The following is a 22,473-nucleotide window of genomic DNA, read 5'->3' on the forward strand; positions in this document are numbered from 1 at the left end:
TCTACTCAACTTTAATCTTATCTCCATGTTGTAACGTACGGCTTACCAAAGAATAGGGTCCAGTGATAACTTCATCCCCTTTCTCAAGCCCTGCTACAATCTCTATATTTTTATCATCTTGAATGCCTGTTTTTACAAATCTAAGTTTTGCAACTCCCTTCTGATTTACAAATACCGCTTCTTTCATTAATTCCTTATCATAAACCTTTTTACTGGTTTCTGAGTTCCTCACAGTATCTGTTGGGCTACGCATTATAACAGCACTGATAGGAACACCATAAATACCGTTTTTAACATTGGTAATAATATCAACAGCAGCAGTCATTCCAGGTCTAAAAGGGGAATAATTTTCAATTCTCGAATCTATCAGATCCTTATAAGACTCCTCCAAAATCTGAATCTTCACTTTGAAAGTAGTGACTTGATCTGCTGATAAAGTTTGATTTGATGCAGAATTAGAGATACTCGTTACAATTCCCCTAAACTCTTTCTTCAAATACGCATCAACATTAATTCTTGTTTCATCTCCCTCCTTTATCTTGACGATATCATTTTCATTAATATTAACTTCAACTTCCATTCTGCTTAAATTTGCCACACGCATTAGTTCTGTACCAGCCATTTGTTGGGTTCCCAAAACTCGTTCACCTAATTCTACATCTATGCGCGATATCGTACCATAAGTAGGTGAATAAATACTTGTTCGCAAAAGATTTCTCTGTGCTTCAGTCACAGCAGCTTTTGCACTTTCCACATTGTAAAAAGCTGAATTTTGTGTTGCTTTAGCTACTTCATAAGTTGACACAACCTTATCCCATTCAGAACCTGAAATCACCCCTTTCTTATAAAGTGTTTTATAGCGATTATAACTTGCTTGAGCTTCAGTTAACTGAGCTTCAGCTTGTGATAAACCCGCCACGCTGGTAGCCAATATAGCCTTATTTCTATCTACAATAGATTCATATAAATCAGGGTTAATCTCAACAAGTAAATCACCTTTCTTGACAACTTGCCCTTCTTTAACGGGCAAATTTATGATTTCTCCCGATACTTCTGAAGAAAGTTTAATCTCAATTTCTGGCTGGATCTTTCCTGTACCAGAAACTGTTTCTACAATATCTGTTTTATCAAGCTCTATAGTGGTTACAATACTTTCACTTTCCTTCTGTCCAAATACTCCTGAAGCGAAGCCAATTATAACTAAGGCTACTACTGCGATAATAATTAATAAGTACTTCTTTTTCATAAACTCTTAATTTGAAAATAGTGGAATGCCAAAATAATACTCTAATATTCTGGTTTTAAAAATATAGTCATACTTTGACTTTAACATATTGGACTGAGCCGTAACAAACAAAGTTTGATTTTGATTTAATTCAAAAATATTAATTAGACCTACTGAATATCTTTCTTTGGCATACTCAAGTGACTTCTCACGTGATTCAAGTGTCAATACACTCGCCTCATAATTCTTTAATGCATTCTTAGTATCAGTATAAGCTCGAAAAACTTGTTGTTCTAATTCCAAAATAGCCACCTCTTTTTCATTTTCTACTTGCTCTTTTGCTAATCTACTTAATCGAAGGTTATTTCTGACTTTAAATCCATTAAAAACAGGTATACTGATAGAAACACCGAATACAGAATTTTTATTATTAGACAGTTGATCAAAAAAAGCTTCAGGTCCGCCAATCACAGATTGATATTTGGGACTTGAAACGGCCTGATTTGTTTGATTTACAAATCCTATAGGTGTTGATTCTCCTGTTGCTCTTTGTCCTATTACTCTATCAGCATAAGTCGCACTTGAATTAAAATTATAAAAACCAGAAATTGTAGGATGATAGGCGGATCTTGCAATTTTCACATTTCTATCAGCAATATCCAAATTGGCTTCTGCAATTTTTATATTCATTAAAGCATCAAACGCCCTTTCAATTATTTCATCTGGAGTATAAGCTAATATCTCATCGTTCTCAACTTCGTAATTACTATCACTTACCTCAAAAGTTGAATAAGATTCCAATTGCAAAAGCTGTGCTAAACTAAGCTTAGCCATCACCAATTCATTCTCTGACAAAATTAACCTCTGTGTTGAAGTTGCTACTGTCGCCTTTGCTTCTAATAGATCTCCAGCAGGCACAACACCAGCATCTACCAAATCTTTTGTACGCTCCTCTTGACTAAAATCGTATTCAAGTTGATTTGAATTTGTCTTGACCAATTCTTTATTGAAAATAATTTGCAAATAAGAATTAATAACTTGTAAGGCTATATTCTCTTTCATCTGTTGAGATTTATACTCAGAAGCTAAAAAATCTATCCTAGCCTTAACCATTTTATGATGATTAGCTAACCCCTTGTAAATATCCACGTTTACATTCAGCCCCAATGAAGTTGATTGAAGTGTCTGAGAGCTAAGGTTATTGGTGATTAAATCAGGTTGATCTGCAATTGTCCATCGATGTTGTCCGGAAACATCTAATGCGGGTAAAAAATCCCCCAAAGCCAATTGCCTTCTCAAGTAAGCAGCTTCCTTCTCTAATTCATACTGCTTCACTTGTATATTATTCTTTATAGCATAATCTATACATTCCTCAAGCGTCCAAGTCTTTTCCTGACTATACACCAATAAAGAACTCATAAAAAAAGTAACGAAGACCAGAAAATTACAATAATAATTCTTCATTCGCGATATATAATAAAATTAATGCTTTGTTATATTGTTAACATAAAGAAATAAAAAAAACCGCTAATAACAGCGGCTTTCTAAACTTATTTTGTAGATTTTTTACTTTTATATACGCGATAACTTAAATAAAGAGCTAATGGAACTAATAAGTATGGGAATATCATAAGATACACAATACCATCATTAACAGCCTCAGCTTTTACTCCTCCATCTTCTGTTTCTAATACAGCACGACACATTGCACATTGAGCTACCGAGTCATGAATACTTAGTATAAAAAACAAAAAAAATAAAACTAATCTTTTCATATAAACCACTTTTGCTTTACTAATTAACATAATACGGAGAAATCATTAAGTAAACAATTACACCTGTTACTGCTACATATAACCACATAGGATATGTTATACGCGCCAATTTTTTATGTCTTTCATAAGCACCAGCAATTCCACGAACAAAAGTTACCAATACAAATGGGATAATAATAATAGATAATAAAATATGCGTGATCAAAATAAAGAAGTATACATAGCGTATAAAACCTTCTCCTCCATAACTAGTTTCAATCGAAGTCATGTGATAAGCTACATACATTGCTAAAAAAGCAACACTACAACAAATACACAACTTAATTAAGCGCTCGTGTAATTTGACATTCTTCTTTTTCTTAATAGCATATACTGCTATTACTAATAAAACTGCTGTTATACCATTTATCGTAGCATATATAGGTGGCAAAAAGCTCAAAGGCTTTACATCATAACCTAACTTTTGTAAGTTAACACCAAATAAAATAGCGACAACAACAGGAATTGCAATTGATAAAATCCATATCCACTTATTGTACTTTTGCTCTATACTATTTTTACTTCCTTCCATTACTCATCTAATAATAACTTAATATCTTCTTTTAACCATTCTACAGCTTCATCGTCTGTTCCATCATAATATAAAATAGGATTACCATGCTCATCTTTACGACAACGGATATTGCCCTCTTTATCAATTAATGCAAACAAACCAGAATGTTCAAAACCACCAGCTGCCTCTGGATTAACTCCAGTATATAAATTGAACTTCTTAGCTAAATCGTAAATATACTTACCATCTCCAGTCATCATGTACCAGTAAGGGTTCTTTACACCTAACTCCGTTGCATGACGTTTTAGAGCTTCTGGAGTATCATTTACAGGATCAATGCTTATTGAGGCAATACCAAAATTCATATTCCCATAAAAAGCATTCTGCAATTTGACCATATTCATATTCATAATAGGACAAATAGTCGGACAATTAGCAAAGAAAAACTCCACGACATAAACTTTCCCTTTATAATTGTCACTCGTGATAGTCTTACCATCTTGGTTAGTCAATTCAAAATGGGGCGCAGTACCCATATACATTAAGTCTGCTTTCTCAAACTTCTTAATTACTTTTGGCACTACCCAGATACCAAAAATTAAGACAATAAAAGAAATCCAGATATAAGATTTATCTCTCATGTTAGTCGGCTTTATTTATACGTTTATATTGTTTTAATGCTAAGCGATATTCAGCTAAAAGAACTTTTACATCATCCATCATATCATTGTGCAGTTCTGCAGCACTAATTGTAGAATATCCTTCTTTATACTCAAACTTCCCTCCCTTACTCTTTCCTTTACGACCACGTAAATTCCTATCTTTATCAATTAGGTAAACATTTGTACTTGCTAAATCATCATCCAGTTTCCCCACTGTTCCTAAAGAATTAAAAAAAGTTTTCAAGTCCTCTGGTTCTACAAACAAATAGTTCCAGTTAGACATATCTGAAATGGGACTCAATTCGTCAACGACTTGTTGTGCTTGTTCCTCACTTCCAATAGGCAATACCATCACCAATTGAAAATCGTCAAACTCACGATATTTATTGTATATCTTTTGATTCAAATTAAAAGCATCGCCTCTATCCTTAAAAAGGTGCGCACCAGGAAACCCTAACACAGTAATTTTCCCTTCCAATGTAGGTTGGCCCCCTAAAAAGCTTTCACCTTTTGGAAATTCATTTACGCCTTCACTTATTACAGGTAAGCGCTCAAATTGATTTACACCTGTAGCAAAAAATAAATATGCACAAATTGGCATAACAAACAGTAAAACAAGTATTATGTATTTTTTCATCTCTATAGGTTAATTACACTATGTAACGTACAAAAATAGAAAAAGGCGGTTAATAAACCGCCTTTTCAAAATATAATATGTTATTAAAAAATCCACTTGTATTGTGAGTTATGAAAAACGTCATATACATAGTTTCCTTCAATTAATACCAAAGTAATTAAATATACACATAAAAATCCTAGAACTCCTGCTACTGACCATCTAAATGATGATTTCTCTTGTTCTAAGTGCATAAATGACCACATAATATAGTAAGCTTTCCAAATTGTTAAAATAATAAAGATATAATTTAACAAGCTTAATCCAAAGATGTGTACGTGGTGTAATGAATCTGGTTTAAAAATACCTAAAACTACCTCTACAATTGTAATTAGTGATAAGATAAAAAATACTTTCCAGATCTTTTTTGTATTTGATTGATGTGCTCCTTCTGCTGCCATAATGAAATGTTTTTAAAAAAATTAAACTAAGTAGAAGAATGTAAATACGAATACCCATACTAAGTCAACAAAGTGCCAGTATAGACCACCTTTTTCTACCATCTCGTAAGAACCTCTTCTTTGATATGTTCCTAATAAAACATTAAAGAAGATAACAACGTTAATTAAAATCCCTGTAAAAACGTGGAATCCGTGGAAACCAGTAATAAAGAAAAAGAAATCTCCGAATGTCTTATGACCATACTCATTGCGAATTAGGTTTGCACCTTCCACCACAATAGTAGCATCGTTAATTCTTTCAACAGACTGCTCTCTTGTAAGAACCTCTTTGTATCTACGACCTGTCTCAGCATTCTCAAGTGTTTTTTGAGTTCTGATCTTAATGTCAGGATTCGCTAATAAACCTGCTTTAATCTCCTCGATTGAGTAAGTTGGCGCACTTGGTCCTTTTAAAAACCACGTTCCTTTACCTCTAGTCAAAGTAGCTTCATCTCTATTTGCATCAACAATAGCAAAATCAGATAGAGCGATTTGTTTAGCTTCCTCTCCTTCTCCTTTTACAAAGTGAAGAATAGAACCTCCTCTTGTTTCAACAGCTCCATAAGTCCCTGTAATGAAGTTTTTCCACTCCCAAGCTTGAGATCCTAAGAAAACCAATCCTCCTAGAATAGTTAAAAACATATACGTTGCAACTTTCCCTTTCTTCATTTGATGTCCTGCATCTACTGCTAACACCATAGTAACTGAAGAGAAAATTAAAATAAATGTCATCAATGCAACATAGTACATTGGCGCATGAACTCCATGTAAAAAAGGAAAGTGATTAAATACCTCGTCAGCAATTGGCCAAGTATCCATGAACTTGTAGCGAGTAAATCCATATCCTACAAGGAATCCACAAAATGTTAATGAATCTGATAATATGAAATACCACATCATCATTTTACCGTAGCTTACTTTTAGAGGCTCATTTCCTCCGCCCCATGTGTTTTCTTTAGTAGCTGCTGTAGTAACTGTCGCTCCCATAAAAAGTTGTTAGTTATAAAGTTCTCAAATTTAATTTAATTTTTTTATTTATAGAATGTAAAAAACAAAAACAAATAAATCCATAGCACATCTAAAAAGTGCCAGAACCACGCACACAACTCTATTCCTATGTGTTGCTGTGCATTATACTTTTGTTTAAAATGATTATAAATTACCACCAATAAGGATAAAATACCTCCTATCAAATGGACAATGTGCACAATTACGATCACATATAAAAACGACGTTGTAATTGTACTCTCACTTCCTGTAAAGAAATAACCATTATCTATAACCTGCCCAAACCCTTTGAACTGCAAAAAAACGAATAACAAACCTAATATCAAAGTAATAAGCAAATAACTTGTTGCTTTACTTCTTTGTTCTGATTTTACAGCTCTATATGCTAAGTGAAATGTTATACTACTAATCAATATAACTATTGTACTATATAGAAATGAATCTGGCAAAACAAAATCTGTTAACCAGTCTGGTCTTGTTTCACTTACCACATAAGCACTTGTTAGTCCTGCAAAAACCATTGCAATACTTCCTAACCCAAACAGCATCATAACCTTTAATGCTTTACCTTTTCTTTCGTAGTGTTCTTGAGAAGTCATTTCCATTGTTATCTTAAAATTTTATCTAGTACATAAATAATTTGAATCAATGATATGTAAGTCACACTTACTAACATCAATGATCTTGCAGCCTTATCCGTTTTTTGTCTATACAATCTAATGGCTGCACTTAACATCCATAATCCCGCTATTAAAACAAGCCCCGCTGATATTGGAGACAAATACAATCTACCTGTCATTCCTGTTACAGGGAAAATAGATGCAATTATCAACCATACAGTATACAAGATTGTCTGCATTGCTGTCTTAGAGTCCCTTTTACCTGTAGGTAGCATAGAGAATCCACCCTTTTGATAATCATCATACAAAAACCAACCGATAGCCCAAAAATGAGGAAATTGCCAAAAAAACTGAATCATAAATAATGTTCCAGCTTCAATGCCAAAGTTATTGGTTGCAGCAACCCATCCAAGCATAAAAGGTATTGCACCTGGAAAAGCTCCTACAAATACAGATAAAGGAGTAATAGTTTTTAAAGGGGTATATACACTTGTATATAAAAAAATTGAGATTGCACCAAACATAGCAGTTTTAGGGTTAATTGCATATAAAATACCAATTCCCAAAAGTGTTAAGACACTTGCTAAGATAAATGCTGCTGTTGGTTTTACTCGTCCTGAAGCAATTGGACGATTCATAGTGCGTTTCATTTTGGCATCTAATTCACGCTCAATAATTTGATTGTAAACATTAGATGCACCTACCATACAATAGCCACCAATGGCTAAAGCTAAAAGCACCCAAAGATCAATACTTTTTAAATTCGGAACTGCTATCAAATAACCTGCTAATGTAGAAAACACTACACTTAAAGCAAGTCCCATTTTTGTCATTTCTTTAAATTCCTTAAGTACTGAAATTGATGTACTCTTTTCAGAAGTTATATTCAAAGCTGTTTTCATTTGTTTTTAATGAGTTGCAAATATAAATCAATTTTTATAACAAACCCTAAAAACAACCATTTCAGCTTTGAATATAACCATTCTTTAAGAAATTAGTAGCTATCTACTTTTCCACTTCCATCAACAATTGTTTTTGCTGCTGAAGTTCCCAGACGCGTAATTCCTAAATTTATCATTTCAATTGCAGATTCTCTATCGCGGATTCCTCCTGAAGCTTTTACTGCAAGTGGTCCGGCATTTTCAACCATTAACACAAGTGCTGGCATAGTAGCTCCATTTGGTTTACCTCCTTCAGTTTTATAGAACCCTGTAGAAGATTTTACAAATACTCTTCCGTAATCTTTCTCGTCAAATTTGCTCATTACAACATTTTTAATCAATGTAGTAAGTTGCACAATTTCTGAATCTTTTAATGCTGCAGTTTCAAGAATCCATTTTACAGTTCTAGCTGCTTTTAGCCCATAAGCAGTACACTCTTCAACTTCTTTCTTTACTTGCTCTACATTTCCTTTTTGGAAAGCAGTATAATCAACAACATAATCCAACTCATCAACTCCATCAGCAACAGCTTGTTTAGCCTCTTTCAATTTAGCTTCCAAACCTCTGTTTCCTTCAGGAAAGTCAATTACTGTTCCAATCAAAACTTTTGATTTAGCATCATCAACCATTTTACGACCAACTTTCACTTGCTCTGGACGTATCATAGCTAACTTGAACTTTTCATCAATAGCCTCTTGGATCAAATCCACTACGATTTTGTTATTTTCGGCTTCACTTACTCCAGCTTGAGCAGCTGTTTTCAAATAAGTAGAATCCATGAATTCTCTTAAATCTCTCATAATATAATTATTTAAAATTAAAAAAGCCCCTATAAAGGGGCTTTCAATATTTTACTATTTCTTAATTGTTGTGTTGCAAAGTATCAAACCAGTAATACTTCCTAAACAATTTGCAAAAAAATCAGCCCATTCAGCACTGCGACTTTTAGTACAATACAATTGTAATAATTCTACTGTTCCTCCTATCACAATAACTAATGTAAAGATAACAAATGTTAAAGAAATTCGCGAGATCTTTAACCAACTTTTTGCAAAATAATTATACCATAATACTGAAAATACCAAATAAAATACAAAATGTGCAATTTTGTCCTTAAAGGGTATATCTAATACTGATACTTTGGGAATTGAACTTCCTTCACTTAGGCAAGCTATTAAAACTAATACTGTCCAAATAACTCCTAACCAGAAAAAAAATTTACGCCCCAATTAATTCTTTGTATGCTTCTGCTGAAAGTAAATCAGCTAATTCAGACTCATTCGTGAATTGAACTTTTATCATCCATCCTGCTCCATAAGGATCAGTATTTACTAACTCAGGTTCTGTTTCTAAACCTTCATTAAATTCAATAATCTCACCTGTCAATGGCAAAAACAAATCTGAAACCGTTTTTACTGCTTCTACAGTTCCAAACACTTCTTCTCTATCTAAGGTTTGGTCAACTGTTTCTACTTCAACGTAAACGATATCTCCTAATTCCTTTTGTGCGAAATCAGTAATTCCAATTGTAGCAACGTTTCCTTCGATAGCTACCCACTCGTGATCTTTTGTGTACTTTAAATTAGCTGGTATGTTCATTTTAATTTAGTTTTTAGCAAATGTATAATATTATTACTATAAAGCCATCCTCACACAAGAAATTTTCAATCTTCTTTCCTTGTTGTTACTATATATGCACGAATATAACCTTTTTTGTTAATACAGCAAATCACAATAAAACCTTCATTCTTATTCATTGCACTTTCTCTATTTACTCCATTGTGTTTTCACACCAATTTCACTGCAAAGAATACGCTATCTCTCAAATATAATTTTTAGCTACCCTAAAGCGAATAAGAACTTATCATAAGCGCTTAATTTCCAAAATTGTATCGCATTGTAAAACCTGCTCTAATATTAGTAATTGGATACATAGTAGACATGATCGCTTTAGAGAAAGAATGATCATAAAAGAAAATAGCAGTTAAGTTTTTACTCAACATATAATCCGCAGTAATTCTCAATGACCACATATCCTGTCCTCCTCCCACTTGTTCACTGTCAAAATCTAAATAACGAACCAAGGTTTCACGCTTACTCAACGTTAGATCTGCCTTAATATTGATGTCACTTGAAATTCTTCCTCCCATACCATTGTTGGCATACATCGAATTAAAGCCGACATCTTTTATGCGATAACCAAGACCTAATACAAAGTCATTTCCATTGGTTTCAGTCAACGAATTATTATCTAAACTCAGTGAAAGCATTCGGTCTTTTCGCACTTCTGCAAGAATGCGTATATATGATTTTGTCTCCATATCAAATCTCACCAGTGGATTGAATTGTTCATACAAAGTTGCATTACTTACAACGTACTTAGAAGGTATATTCGCTCCTTCAAATTCACTTGGATTATTTTGATATTTGTAATAGTCAAAATTAGATGTATATGACCCCAATGTATATGCTGCTCGATACCCGTGATGAACAGAGAACTTCCTGAAGTGATTCTTTATAAAACCTAACTTCATAAACCCAGTATAGCGCAGTGTCCAGTTCGGCAATGGAATATCCTTAAAAATACTCGTTGATGAACTACTTGCACTCTTACCTGTATAGGCTGCATAAAATGATGGAATTAACACAGCTTGGCTGTTTGAGCTATATCCCTTTGGAAAACCTTTTTCATCCAAATTCGCTATATTACTAATATCAATACCATTCGCAACAGCTAACTTATTAGCAACTATAATTCGATTGTTTCTCATTTGCTCAAAACTATCAGCATTTGAAAATGCCGTACCAATCATCATCGTGGAAATTGTAAAATTCCCATAACTATAAGGTGCTTGCTGCATATAATTTCCATCTTCGACTGCAAATTGCTCTGTGTAATTATCAGATTTCATTCTATTGGCAGTTATATCAATAACTAAATCTGAAATAGGTCGAAGTGAAGCTGTTATATTTAATGTCTTATTACTTACCTGACTAAAAGGTTGATTCATATTTGGAAATTCACTCAAATAACCATTCTTTGCAGCCTCATAACGAACATCTGCTTGACTTCCAAAAACAAATCCTAAAGTTGGTTTAGAAGAACCAAAGAATCCAACTCCTGGCATAAATCCAGGTAAAGTTGTTCCACTGTTCTCTGCATAGTTAACTTGTATATTCTTAACTGATGTCAAAATATCAGTAAACACACTAACTGTTTTACCAAATACCCCAGCACCCTTTTCTTCCTTATTGACTTGTTGTACCACTTTTTGGCCAGGTACGATAGCTGCTTTCTTAGCTTTAGTTGCATTCTTACTCTTACCTGATTTACCTCCTATACCCAAATAACTATAAAGCGTTTCCATGCTAAGAGTAGTATTCAAAGCCTGCGTACGCGCATTCTGTATTGTATTACCAAGACTATATGTTACTCCTTCAAGCTCCACTTCTGAAAAAGCTTCTGAAGCACGTTGCCAGTTATAACTACCAGTATAAGTATAACTTGATCTAATAAACGACAAGAATGGAATCTTATTTAAAGGCAATTCGTAAGTTAAATTGATCTGTTGTGTAAATTGATTTGGCTCGCCAACATTAAAGTAATCATCCCAAATTGTGTTGCTATTGTCAACTATTCCTGTAGTACTATCATAGTAATTGCGAACCACATTATTACTTCCTCCTATATAAGTCAACCTTAAAGAGCGAGTTAAATCAAAATTAAATCCATAATTATAATTAAAGAAATAATTTCTTCTATACAATGGATCAAGTCCTATCCCTTCAACATCCAACAATCTAAACTGCTGACGATTATACTGACGAAGTACATTTGTACTAAAAGAGATATTAGAAGGTATCAAGTTAAAATTGAAATCTTTAATAATCTGCAAGTAAGTATTGTTTAAGAAACCAACATTCTTAAAAGGTTCTATCGATTTAGGTTGAAATGAATAAGCATAATCTACAGAAGTTCTAACTTGTTGTTCTAAACTTGATTCAATTTCATAATCGTGATGCTTAACCTCATTATATGAGTGTGAGAACGTAAGGTTTTCTACATCGTATATACGGGATTTTTTCTCAGGATTTCGCATCTTACTAACCCCAATAAAGTTTATACTCTTTCTCTTCGTATAATCCATTGCCCTTTTTTCAATTTCTTCAGCTTCGGCAGAAGATTTTGCATTTGACTTAACCAAACTAAGCTTTAAGTCTAAGTTATTAGGATCGTACTCTGGAGTTATAAATTCCTCACTAATAGCATAGTTAAAAGGCAAAACAATCCCCCATTTTTTTGGAAACAAATGTCCGAGATTAACATTTGTCACAATACTATATGACTTGTAATCTTCCTTACTTCTCTGTTGTGGACCTTGTTCGATACCTCCAAAACCAATAGTTGATCTCATACCAGTAGCTGATACGGTTGCAAAATCTGCAAAATTAGCATCTACAGTTGCAGTTGCCGCCCATCCACCTTTATTGTCCATATCTGATAAACGAAGCTCATCAAACCAAAATTCACCTTGAATAGAACTATGTGCTCCTTTATTTCTTACCCCTATCATCATCATACGTACCTTAGCAAAATTGGGATTTCCTTTAATACCAATCAAAACATCATCTCTTTCACCCCCTAATTCAGCTTCAGTTTTATATACGAAAGCAGAATTTAACTGATTGTTTTGACGTGAATCAGTCATCTTTAGCACTTTAATTTTTGTCAATAAATCAAGTGCTAAATCCAATTCATTCTCTTTTGGCCATATTTGATCAGGTAGTGTTTCTCCAAAATTAGTCACCTTTAGTGGGATTTCAATTTGGTAATAGTTGTCAACTAAATCATTACCAATTCGCACGAATGCAACAGCCTCATCATCTTTCAAAACAGCAGTTCCTCCATTTTCAATTCCCTCTGCGTGTATAAACATTTTTAATCGCTTGTACTGACGCATGTCAACATTGAAGTTTTTATACACAGCCCTTGCATCACCAGGTGCCAAACCAGCAGTATTACTTTGCAAGTCTTTCGAGTAGATTTTCATTGCTAAAGACTGCTCATTTTGATTAATCAATGTATTGTTCATATACATCTGCTCTTGGCGAACCCCAGGAGGAATAACGTAAGGAATTGGCTTACGTGAATAATTGTCTTGAATATTTACTGAAGTTACATCAAAAGCAGCCTTTGTACTTTCCTTTTCTTCTTCATATTCACTTCCTTCTTTATTAAAGTCAGAATAATCTCTATCCGATTTTCTCCAATCAGAACGAATTAAATCTAAACTTCCAAAACGCAAAGTTATCTGATCTCTGAAGCCAGTAACGAACATACGCATAAAGCGTATTGAACGCATATCTATTTCGAAAGGTGTACTTTGCTCTGAATCCTTATTCTTTTGTCCTTTACTTTTCTTATTGATACCATCTATATTCTCACCATTGTTATCAATTGGCACCTTAAATTGAATCCAGCGCACTGGTGCTACTGACCCATCTGCCAACTGCGTAGTAGTTTCCCTAACATCTACAACATATTTATCTTTAACTGTCATATTAGGCTTAATCTCAATTCCATATTGAAAGTAAGCATCAATAGTATTCATTGTATTATCCCCATCAACATCCTCTGCATCTGGTTGATTATTTCCCGCACGACTTCCACCTGCTGGACTATTTCCTTCCACTCCATTATAATCTCTATACCTTTCCAAGATTCCACCTTCTGCATCTAAATAGTGAACAAAATTATCTGCTGCTGGATCAGCTAAATGGGCAAAATCAGGGAACCATATTTTTTCCTCCTCATCACTTAATCCATCCAAACCAACGTCTTGCATCCTTCTATTATCAGCATTCGTATCAAATGCATAAATCAAAGAAGGTGCTGCTGGTACTTTCCCCCATGCAGTATTGATTATACTATTTTCACTCAGACTTGAAGTTGGCAATCCATTTTCATATTGCTTATATCCATCTCTAAGAATATCTTCTGAAATCAATCCAAAGTTTAACTTCAATTCACCAATATTTCCTTGATTTGCTACGCCATTTGCTCCTCCTACATAAGGATCCATTAACCAAAATTCCAATGCTTCAATATTAGCCTGCTCAAAATTCGAAGTACTTAAACTTCTCATAATCCCCGCCCAATTCTTCTCTGGTGTATTTGACAAACGAGAAGCTTTAAAGTCTGGATTGAAGTTATATATCCCTCTCTCTTTTGGATAATAAGTTAAATCTAGTGTAGTGATAACCCTACTTTCTCCATAAGCAATATCTTTGTTGGGAAACAACTCCTCACTGTATACACGACGTGTAACATTTGAAGACAAATCATACTCAGTCACACCATTGGGTCTTGATCCAACATAAAAAGCTGGATCAATCGTATACCATGATAATTTTGCTCTTCTATAACCATCTTCTAAACGTCCTACTCTTCCCTTGCTATTATTGCCTTCTAAATAGCTTGGTATCCTATTGTCATCGCTATCTTTAAAATAAAAACCTTTTGGTACACTTGCTAACTTCCACGCATGAGGACTTTTGACGTCAATTGTAGATTGAGTTCCCTCAAAATCATCAACATAAGAAGTAGCTTCACCATTCATTTGATCCAATTTAGAAGAACCTGGTTGCAAATAAGCAAATTCACCTCTAAATGAAATTCGAGATTCTGCGTCTGTATCTATATTGGGAAGTTTATTGACTAAACGAGTAAAGAAAGGTACTTCAGTAGAATATTGAGCGTTAAAACCCCATATTGTATTATTCACAGCTTCTTCTCCATAACTTGATTTATGAGTCATAGGTCGTTCAGACAGACGCAAATAAGTACCTCCTACGATGAAGTCTTTACTAAATTTGTGTTCAACGTTAAATCCGAAAAATCGCTTTGTCTGTTGACCAAACATAGTGTTATTTTCAACAGAAACATCAATAGGAGTATTAGAGGCTAATAGAGCTTGATCTAAAATCATCACTCGTCCTCTATTGTAATCAACAGTATAATCAGCACCTTCAATTAAAACTCGTCCACCTGCTTTCACTACAACGGATCCTGGTGCAACGTTAAATGCTCCAATAGGAATTCCCTCTCCCATTGTACTTGAATACTTACCTTTTAATTGAAACTTATTCTTCTGACTTTGACTGCGGATAGCTGAGGCTTTTGTCCCTGTATATAATTCTCTAAAGACATACTTCTCTTGATTCTTATTATAAGAAGTCTTGACATCATAATCCGAATTATCAAGAGGTCCACTCTTTAGTTGATTAAATAAATGTTCTCCAAAAGGCTCTACTGTTGTAAAAATAATACGCCCATTTACAGCATCGATTGTTATACCATCAAATGTATTTCGACCATACTGATTGTAATTACTATTGCCATAGCCACCGCTATTTCCATAACCTCCATTATTGCCGAAACCACCGTTATTACCAAAGCCACCGTTATTACCAAAGCCTCCATTATTACCAAAACCATTGTTATTACCATAACCACCGTTTCCTTGGTTATTGTAACTATTATTTCCCATATTAGCATTGGGATTATTGGGGTCATAGACATTTTGCATACTTCCATTAGCAAGAAAGTCAAAGAATCCATCTCCTCCTGCTTGTGGGTCATTCGTATAATTCAATCTATCAAGATTAAAAACCTTCAGTAAAGGTGTTTTTTCAACTCCTTCTGGTAAAGGTTTTCCATCGACAGAACTAATATAATTTAATGGACTTGGGTCTGTATATAAAATATTAAATCTAAATCTATCTTGGGTAATATATGAAGCATTAGGTATTTGATAGATATTCTTCATCATCAAACGCCAAAGTGGAACATTAGTCAGAGTAATACTACTCTTCAACATCTTAACGACTAAATTCTGAGAAAGAGGTACATTGTCTGTTTCCTCACCAGTATTAGGTGTATTAGGTTGATTAATGTTATTTGAATTACTTTGGTTTCCTGAATCCGTTCCAAACTCACCCACCTGGTACACTTTGTCCCCAACTGTATACTGAAAAGCAACAGCTAATACTTCATCATTTGACAAACGCTGATTCAAAGAAATATATCCAAGTTGTGGGTGATATGTATACTCAGAGCTGTTTAATTTCCTTGCACTTTCCACTTTGACAAAATCACGTCCTTCTTGCACTTGTGTATTAATACCCGAACTACCTGATGATCCAAAGCGAATACTACTATCTAAATAATAATTGGATTGACCAATTTTCTTAGGGTCATATAAGTTGTTTGCATTATCTGGATAAGCATTTGCTGCTGAATTAACAAAGAAATTAGCATCTTGAGAAGACACATATCGATTATCGCCAAACTTACTCTTACCTTCTCCCAAATCCTGAATTGCGACAAGATTTCTTGCATTGTTATTAGTTTGTCCTAATCTACTATAACGATTCGTTACCCAAACCTCTACACGAGTAATGCGTATTCTACTGTTGATATAAGGATACTTACTCAAAGCTTGGTCGTAATTATCTCTAAAGTATTGAGATAAAAAGAAGTGTCTATCCTCATCATAATCAATTGCAAACAACTCAAAATCTTCTAACGTTCCTCCTCCATCAGCACGGACAGAAGTTGTCTGCGACTTTTGCTCAGAAAAAACTCCAGTAATTGTCGTGCGACCGAATTGCAATTCAGTTTTAACACCAAAAAGACTTTGAGCTCCCCTGATAAGAGAACCTGTGATTGGCATACTAACATTACCTACTTCTACTTTTCGAACAATATCATCTTCATCAGGTTCAAATGACAATTTCATTAAATTCTGAAAGTCAAAAGTAGCTTGTGTATCGTAATTGGCATTAACACTTAATCTTGTACCTACTTTACCTTGCAATCCCATACTAATACGTTGATCAAAATCAAACATCATGTTTTTTCGATTGCGAGCAGACATCACGGGGTTGTCTTGCTTAGTAAACCTCACCCCCATATCAAACTCAACAGAACCTGAAGGTCTAACATCTATAGTATTGGAACCGAAAATACCGACAAACAGTTTTGAATTCACATAATAACGCGGCAACATATCACGCTGTTCTTCTTCATTCTCTAATCGTCCGTGCATAGCGTTAAACTTCTGCTGAAAATACTTTCTAATTTCACTTTTCAACACAAGGTCTTCATACTCTTTTCGAGTCAATATAAGAGGTAGATTAACATTAAATTCCCCAACAGTTCGCGTAAAATAGTAGCGGTCGTTACTTGGATTATAAGAATACGATTCTCTTATAATATTGGGATCAGGAATAATAAAATTACCAAAATCATACTTAGGTTGCAAAGAGTCTACCTCTTGTTCCAACCAACTTAGATCTTCAGTTTCTTCAGGCAATAGTTCTTCTTGTCCAAAACCTGTAACAGTTCCAGATACAAATATTAAAAACATTAAAATAATATGTTTTACTAAAAGACTATTCCCCCTCAAGACCTATAAATTTTTTAAAGCTTGTTTTATTATCACTTCAACTGTAGCATCAGGATTGGCTTTTACAATCTTGTCTACTACTTTTTCTGCTGATTTGCGAACAAAGCCTAATACCTCTAAAGCAGATAACGCTTCATCTGCATTTGTATTGTTAATTATAGGCAAAACTTCATCAATATTATATAGTTTTACAACTTTCTCTTGTAAATCTAAAATAACTCTTTGTGCTGTTTTAGTACCAATACCTTTTACTGATTGTATAGTTTTAGAATCTCCTGAAGCTATCGCTTGTAGTAATTCTTTAGGAGAAATTGAAGATAAGATATTTCTTGCAGTATTCCCACCAATACCAGATACCGAAATCAAAAGCTTAAATAATTCGCGTTCAATTTTATCGATAAAACCGAATAAAGTATGGGCATCTTCCTTAATTTGTAGAAAGGTATATAAACGAAGTTTTTCAGATGATCCTATCTGAGAAAAAGTTTGCAGGGAAATATGGATTAAATATCCTACTCCCCCGCAATCTATTACTACCTCTGTAGGTGTTTTTTCAACCAATCTTCCTTCAATATGTGCTATCATTTTTCTTAGTTATTTTAACTTCAAAAATAGTAATTAAATAAGCTAATTACTAATAGAAAAAATGATAGAAATTCAGAAGATTAATTTATTATTTCTTTTTTCTATTTTCTCTTACTTGCGCATCCACAACTGCCACAGCAGTCATGTTCACCATTTCATCAACGCTTGCACCAAGTTGGAAAACGTGAACAGCTTTATCTAATCCCAAAATTATTGGTCCTATTGATGTAGCTTTGTTCAATTCTTTCAACATTTTATACGTGATATTCGCTGAATCCAAATTAGGGAATATTAGTGTATTTACTTTCTTATCAACAAGTTTTGAAAAAGGAAACTTCTTTTTCAACATCTCGTCATTCAAAGCAAAGTCAATCTGTATTTCACCATCTACTACCATATCTGGATATTGCTCATGTAACATGGCAACAGCCTCCTTCATTTTACTCGGAGATTCTTGTTCTGCAGAACCAAAGTTAGCATAAGATAACATTGCAATAACAGGATCCATTCCAAACATTCTCACTGTCTTTTCAGTCATCACAGCAATTTTTGCAATATCTGCTGCAGAAGGATTTGGATTAATAGCAGTATCAGCCAAGAACATAGGGCCTCTCTTAGTCAACATCAGATTTGTTGTTGCAACTTTAGATACGCCTTGTGCTTTAGGGATTAACTCTAGAATAGGTTTCACTACAGATGGATAACTTCGAGAATATCCAGTTAACATAGCATCAGCCTCTCCCTCATTAACCATCATAGAAGCAAAGTAATTTCTCTCACGCATTAATTTCTCTGCGTCATAAAGAGTAATTCCCTTTCTTTTTCTTGTCGCCCAATAAGCTTCAGCAAACTGTAATCTTCTGTCTTTTTGATCATCCGATTTTGGATCAATAATCTCAACGTCAGCATGAAATTCTATCTCCTTCTTCAGCTCCAAAATGATTTCCTTATCTCCTAATAAAATTGGATTAGTCATCCCTTCTTCATAAGCGATTTGAGCTGCCTTCAACACGTCCAAGTGATCAGCTTCAGCATAAACAACACTTTTCGGTTCCGTTTTTGCACGATTAATAAGCATTCGAACTAACTTATTATCGTTCCCCATACGCATTTGAAGTTCTTGACAATACTTCTCCCAATCCACTTCTTGTTGTGGAGCTACGCCACTTTCTATTGCTGCCTTAGCTACTGCTGGTGGCACAACTGAAATCAAACGTGGATCAAAAGGCTTAGGAATAATATACTCACGACCAAAGCTTAGTTTAGTTTCTCCATAAGCTATATTTACTTGCTCTGGAACAGGTTCTTTTGCAAGTTTAGCTAAAGCTACTACAGCAGCCATCTTCATCTCCTCATTAATCTTAGTGGCTCTAACGTCTAATGCTCCTCTAAAAATATAAGGGAACCCTAAAACGTTATTAACTTGATTAGGATAATCAGATCTTCCTGTAGCCATGATGACATCTTTGCGTGTATCAACCGCTAAATTGTAATCAATTTCTGGTTTTGGATTAGCCATTGCAAAAACAATAGGGTTCTCAGACATTGACAACAACATCTCTGGCTTAAGAACATCTGCTGTTGATAAACCGATGAATACATCAGTTCCCTTCATTGCATCTGCTAAAGAAATATCTGTATCAACAGCAAACTCTCTCTGTAAATCAGAAATTCGTGTATCGTCTTTCTTCAATACTCCTTTACTGTTAAACATCTTGATATTCTCCTGTTTAACACCAAATGCTACATATAATTTTGCACAAGCTATAGCTGCAGATCCAGCACCCGAAACAACCATTGTAACATCTTCCATCTTTTTACCTGCTAACTCAACAGCATTTAGTAATGCAGCAGCTGAAATAATTGCTGTACCATGCTGATCATCGTGCATAACAGGAATATTCAACTCCTCTTTCAATCGTCTCTCAATTTCGAATGATTCAGGAGCCTTAATATCTTCAAGGTTAATCCCTCCAAAAGTTGGTGCAATATTTTTTACTGTTTCGATAAATTTCTCAACATCCGTTGTATCAACTTCAATGTCAAACACGTCAATATCTGAAAAAATCTTGAATAACAGACCTTTACCTTCCATTACAGGTTTAGATGCTTCTGGACCAATGTCACCTAAGCCTAATACTGCTGTCCCGTTTGAGATAACAGCAACCAAATTACCTTTGGCTGTATATTTGTAAACATTGTTTACATCTTTTGCAATTTCTAAACATGGTTCTGCTACTCCAGGAGAGTAAGCTAAAGATAAATCTCTTTGAGAAGAGTATTTTTTGGTAGGAACAACTTGTATCTTTCCTGGCACTGGCTCAGCGTGATACTTCAATGCTTCCCTACGTAAACTATCTTTGTTCATAAATTTCGTTTTAGGTTCTGAGCAAAGGTAGTCTTTTTGTAGTATAATTAAAATATAAGGAAATCAATCCCCTAAAAAATCAATATTTCGCAACAAACCAGCATATTTAGTTCTTTTTATTGCAGATTTCTTAAATATTTCATTAAATGTTTCCTCAGTCAATTCTTTCCATTCTTGTTTTGAATAGCTAATTAACTTTCTATTAGCAATGAAACGCTCCTCTTTATGAGGTATAGCAAACCGATTCCAAGGACAAACGTCTTGACAAACATCACATCCAAACATCCAATTATCAAGTTTACCACTAAATTCATCCGGTATACTATCTTTTAACTCTATCGTTAAATACGAAATACACTTACTTCCATTAACAATATGAGCGCTTTCTATAGCCCCTGTAGGACAAGCGTCTATACACTTAGTACAATGGCCACAATGATCGGTTGTGATACCGTCTACTTCTAAATCTAAATCAATAATCAATTCTGCAATAAAGAAAAAAGAACCAGACTTTTTAGTAATCAAATTATTATTCTTACCAACCCAACCTAAGCCACTTTTGGCTGCCCAGGCTTTATCTAACACAGGCGCAGAATCGACAAAAACTCTACCACCTACATCACCAATCTCAGTTTGAATGAAATATAGAAGTTCTTTGAGCTTATCTTTTATTACATAATGGTAGTCTTCTCCGTAAGCATATTTTGAAATCTTAAAAGTAGATGATGCTTGTCTTTCTTCAGGATAGTAATTAAGAGTTAAAGAGACTACACTCTTAGCACCTTCAACTAACAACCTTGGATCAAGTCGCTTGTCAAAGTTATTCTCCATGTAATACATGCTACCATGCATTTGCTGATTCAACCAATTTTCAAGTCGTGGAGCCTCCTCCTCTAAAAAATCAGCTTTTGATATACCACAAGAAGAAAAACCCAATCTTAACGCTTCAGTTTTAATCAAATTGGCATACTTAGCCTTATTATCAATCATAGTACCTATTCAAATAAACCACCTTGTTTAAATTGACGTGTGCGATTCAAGTGTTCGTAAGCTTTATCTGTAGCTTCACGACCACGAGGAGTTCTAATTATAAACCCTTCTTGAATCAAATAAGGTTCATAAACCTCCTCTATCGTTTCTCCATTCTCTGATACAGCAGTTGCAAGTGTAGATAAGCCCACAGGCCCTCCTTTGAATTTATCGATAATCGTCAGTAGGATTTTATTATCCATCTCATCTAAACCAAAAGAATCTACATTCAAAGCATTCAAGGCATACTGAGCGATAGCTAAATCTATACTACCATTTCCCTTGATCTGTGCAAAATCACGAACTCTGCGAAGTAAGGCATTAGCGATACGAGGTGTTCCTCGACTGCGTCCAGCAATTTCTATAGCTGCTTCTAAATCTATAGGTACTCCTAAAATTTCAGCACTGCGTACAATAATAGTGGAAAGCAATTCCTTGTTATAATACTGAAGCCTACATTGTATCCCAAATCGAGCACGCATAGGAGAAGTTAACAGACCCGAACGAGTTGTAGCTCCTACAAGTGTAAAAGGATTCAAATTAATTTGAACCGTACGGGCATTTGGCCCAGATTCAATCATAATATCAATCTTGAAATCCTCCATAGCTGAATACAGATATTCCTCCACAATAGGACTTAAACGGTGAATTTCATCGATAAATAGTACATCGCGTTCTTCCAAATTAGTTAGAAGCCCAGCTAAATCTCCAGGTTTATCCAAAACGGGTCCAGACGTAATCTTAATACCCACATCAAGTTCATTAGCCAAAATATTAGCTAATGTAGTTTTTCCCAATCCTGGAGGACCATGAAAGAGAGTGTGATCTAAAGCCTCATCGCGAAGATTTGCTGCCTTCACGAAGATCTTTAAATTCTCCAAAACCTGTTCTTGACCAGCAAAATCATCAAAAGAAAGTGGACGTAACTTTCTTTCGATATCATTTTCATCAGAAGAATAATTCCTATTTGTAGGATCTAAATTTGCATTCATAAAGCAAAGATAATTTAAAAAAAATCATTCAAAAAAATAACAATTACAAAAAGAGAAACAACGTAGATTACCCAATAAAAAAAGAAAGGGCACCTATTCAGGTACCCTTTCTTCATATATAGAAAAATT

The 22,473-nt window shown here is 34.4% G+C and carries 18 protein-coding genes; all 18 read right to left on the reverse strand.

All coding sequences use genetic code 11. From position 1 onward, the window contains the following. Window position 1 precedes the first annotated feature (1 nt). The 18 genes from GJV76_RS01495 to ruvB all read right to left on the reverse strand — a co-directional run bounded on the left by GJV76_RS01495 (window position 2) and on the right by ruvB (window position 22,344). Window positions 2-1,246, reverse strand: a complete 1,245-nt coding sequence (locus tag GJV76_RS01495; protein ID WP_155090883.1) for an efflux RND transporter periplasmic adaptor subunit — start codon at window positions 1,244-1,246, stop codon at window positions 2-4. Between the two features lie 6 nt (window positions 1,247-1,252). Next, complete coding sequence (locus GJV76_RS01500) at window positions 1,253-2,689, reverse strand: TolC family protein (protein WP_196216210.1); 1,437 nt, start codon at window positions 2,687-2,689, stop codon at window positions 1,253-1,255. Window positions 2,690-2,775: 86 nt separating this feature from the next. Further along, window positions 2,776-3,000, reverse strand: a complete 225-nt coding sequence (locus GJV76_RS01505) for a hypothetical protein (protein WP_155090884.1) — start codon at window positions 2,998-3,000, stop codon at window positions 2,776-2,778. A gap of 19 nt (window positions 3,001-3,019) precedes the next feature. Further along, window positions 3,020-3,571, reverse strand: coding sequence for a DUF420 domain-containing protein (locus GJV76_RS01510; RefSeq protein WP_155090885.1), 552 nt, complete (start codon window positions 3,569-3,571; stop codon window positions 3,020-3,022). After that, window positions 3,571-4,194: an SCO family protein gene (locus GJV76_RS01515; protein WP_155090886.1), complete on the reverse strand. Its 624-nt coding sequence runs from the start codon at window positions 4,192-4,194 to the stop codon at window positions 3,571-3,573. The genes GJV76_RS01510 and GJV76_RS01515 overlap by 1 nt, the downstream gene beginning before the upstream one ends. Before the next feature lies 1 nt (window position 4,195). Beyond that, window positions 4,196-4,852: a hypothetical protein gene (locus tag GJV76_RS01520; RefSeq protein ID WP_230381475.1), complete on the reverse strand. Its 657-nt coding sequence runs from the start codon at window positions 4,850-4,852 to the stop codon at window positions 4,196-4,198. Between the two features lie 83 nt (window positions 4,853-4,935). Further along, window positions 4,936-5,292 (reverse strand): cytochrome C oxidase subunit IV family protein, encoded by a 357-nt coding sequence (locus GJV76_RS01525; protein ID WP_155090887.1) that lies wholly within the window; start codon window positions 5,290-5,292, stop codon window positions 4,936-4,938. Window positions 5,293-5,313: 21 nt separating this feature from the next. Next, on the reverse strand, window positions 5,314-6,318 hold the full coding sequence (locus tag GJV76_RS01530; RefSeq protein WP_155090888.1) for a cytochrome c oxidase subunit 3: 1,005 nt from the start codon (window positions 6,316-6,318) through the stop codon (window positions 5,314-5,316). A 44-nt stretch (window positions 6,319-6,362) separates the two neighbouring features. Further along, on the reverse strand, window positions 6,363-6,944 hold the full coding sequence (locus tag GJV76_RS01535) for a cytochrome c oxidase subunit 3 (RefSeq protein WP_155090889.1): 582 nt from the start codon (window positions 6,942-6,944) through the stop codon (window positions 6,363-6,365). 2 nt (window positions 6,945-6,946) lie between these two features. After that, window positions 6,947-7,849, reverse strand: coding sequence for a heme o synthase (gene cyoE / locus GJV76_RS01540; protein WP_373425580.1), 903 nt, complete (start codon window positions 7,847-7,849; stop codon window positions 6,947-6,949). 104 nt (window positions 7,850-7,953) lie between these two features. Next, window positions 7,954-8,700 (reverse strand): deoxyribose-phosphate aldolase, encoded by a 747-nt coding sequence (gene deoC / locus GJV76_RS01545; RefSeq protein ID WP_155090891.1) that lies wholly within the window; start codon window positions 8,698-8,700, stop codon window positions 7,954-7,956. A 54-nt stretch (window positions 8,701-8,754) separates the two neighbouring features. Then, window positions 8,755-9,129 (reverse strand): VanZ family protein, encoded by a 375-nt coding sequence (locus GJV76_RS16050; RefSeq protein WP_155090892.1) that lies wholly within the window; start codon window positions 9,127-9,129, stop codon window positions 8,755-8,757. Beyond that, the gene (gcvH, locus tag GJV76_RS01555; protein WP_155090893.1) at window positions 9,119-9,499 is read right to left on the reverse strand and encodes a glycine cleavage system protein GcvH; all 381 of its coding nucleotides are present in this window, start codon (window positions 9,497-9,499) and stop codon (window positions 9,119-9,121) included. Before gcvH ends, GJV76_RS16050 begins: the two co-directional genes overlap by 11 nt. Before the next feature lie 275 nt (window positions 9,500-9,774). Further along, on the reverse strand, window positions 9,775-17,331 hold the full coding sequence (sov, locus tag GJV76_RS01560; RefSeq protein WP_155090894.1) for a T9SS outer membrane translocon Sov/SprA: 7,557 nt from the start codon (window positions 17,329-17,331) through the stop codon (window positions 9,775-9,777). Window positions 17,332-17,373: 42 nt separating this feature from the next. Then, window positions 17,374-17,955 (reverse strand): Holliday junction branch migration protein RuvA, encoded by a 582-nt coding sequence (gene ruvA, locus GJV76_RS01565; RefSeq protein WP_155090895.1) that lies wholly within the window; start codon window positions 17,953-17,955, stop codon window positions 17,374-17,376. Window positions 17,956-18,043: 88 nt separating this feature from the next. Beyond that, window positions 18,044-20,323: an NADP-dependent malic enzyme gene (locus GJV76_RS01570; RefSeq protein ID WP_155090896.1), complete on the reverse strand. Its 2,280-nt coding sequence runs from the start codon at window positions 20,321-20,323 to the stop codon at window positions 18,044-18,046. Window positions 20,324-20,386: 63 nt separating this feature from the next. Next, entirely contained in the window at window positions 20,387-21,313 is a 927-nt protein-coding gene (queG, locus tag GJV76_RS01575) for a tRNA epoxyqueuosine(34) reductase QueG (protein ID WP_155090897.1), read from the reverse strand. Between the two features lie 5 nt (window positions 21,314-21,318). Next, window positions 21,319-22,344, reverse strand: a complete 1,026-nt coding sequence (gene ruvB, locus GJV76_RS01580; protein WP_155090898.1) for a Holliday junction branch migration DNA helicase RuvB — start codon at window positions 22,342-22,344, stop codon at window positions 21,319-21,321. Window positions 22,345-22,473: the final 129 nt, after the last annotated feature.

The sequence above is a fragment of the Myroides albus genome, from assembly GCF_009711045.1.
GTDB lineage: Bacteria > Bacteroidota > Bacteroidia > Flavobacteriales > Flavobacteriaceae > Flavobacterium > Flavobacterium album_A.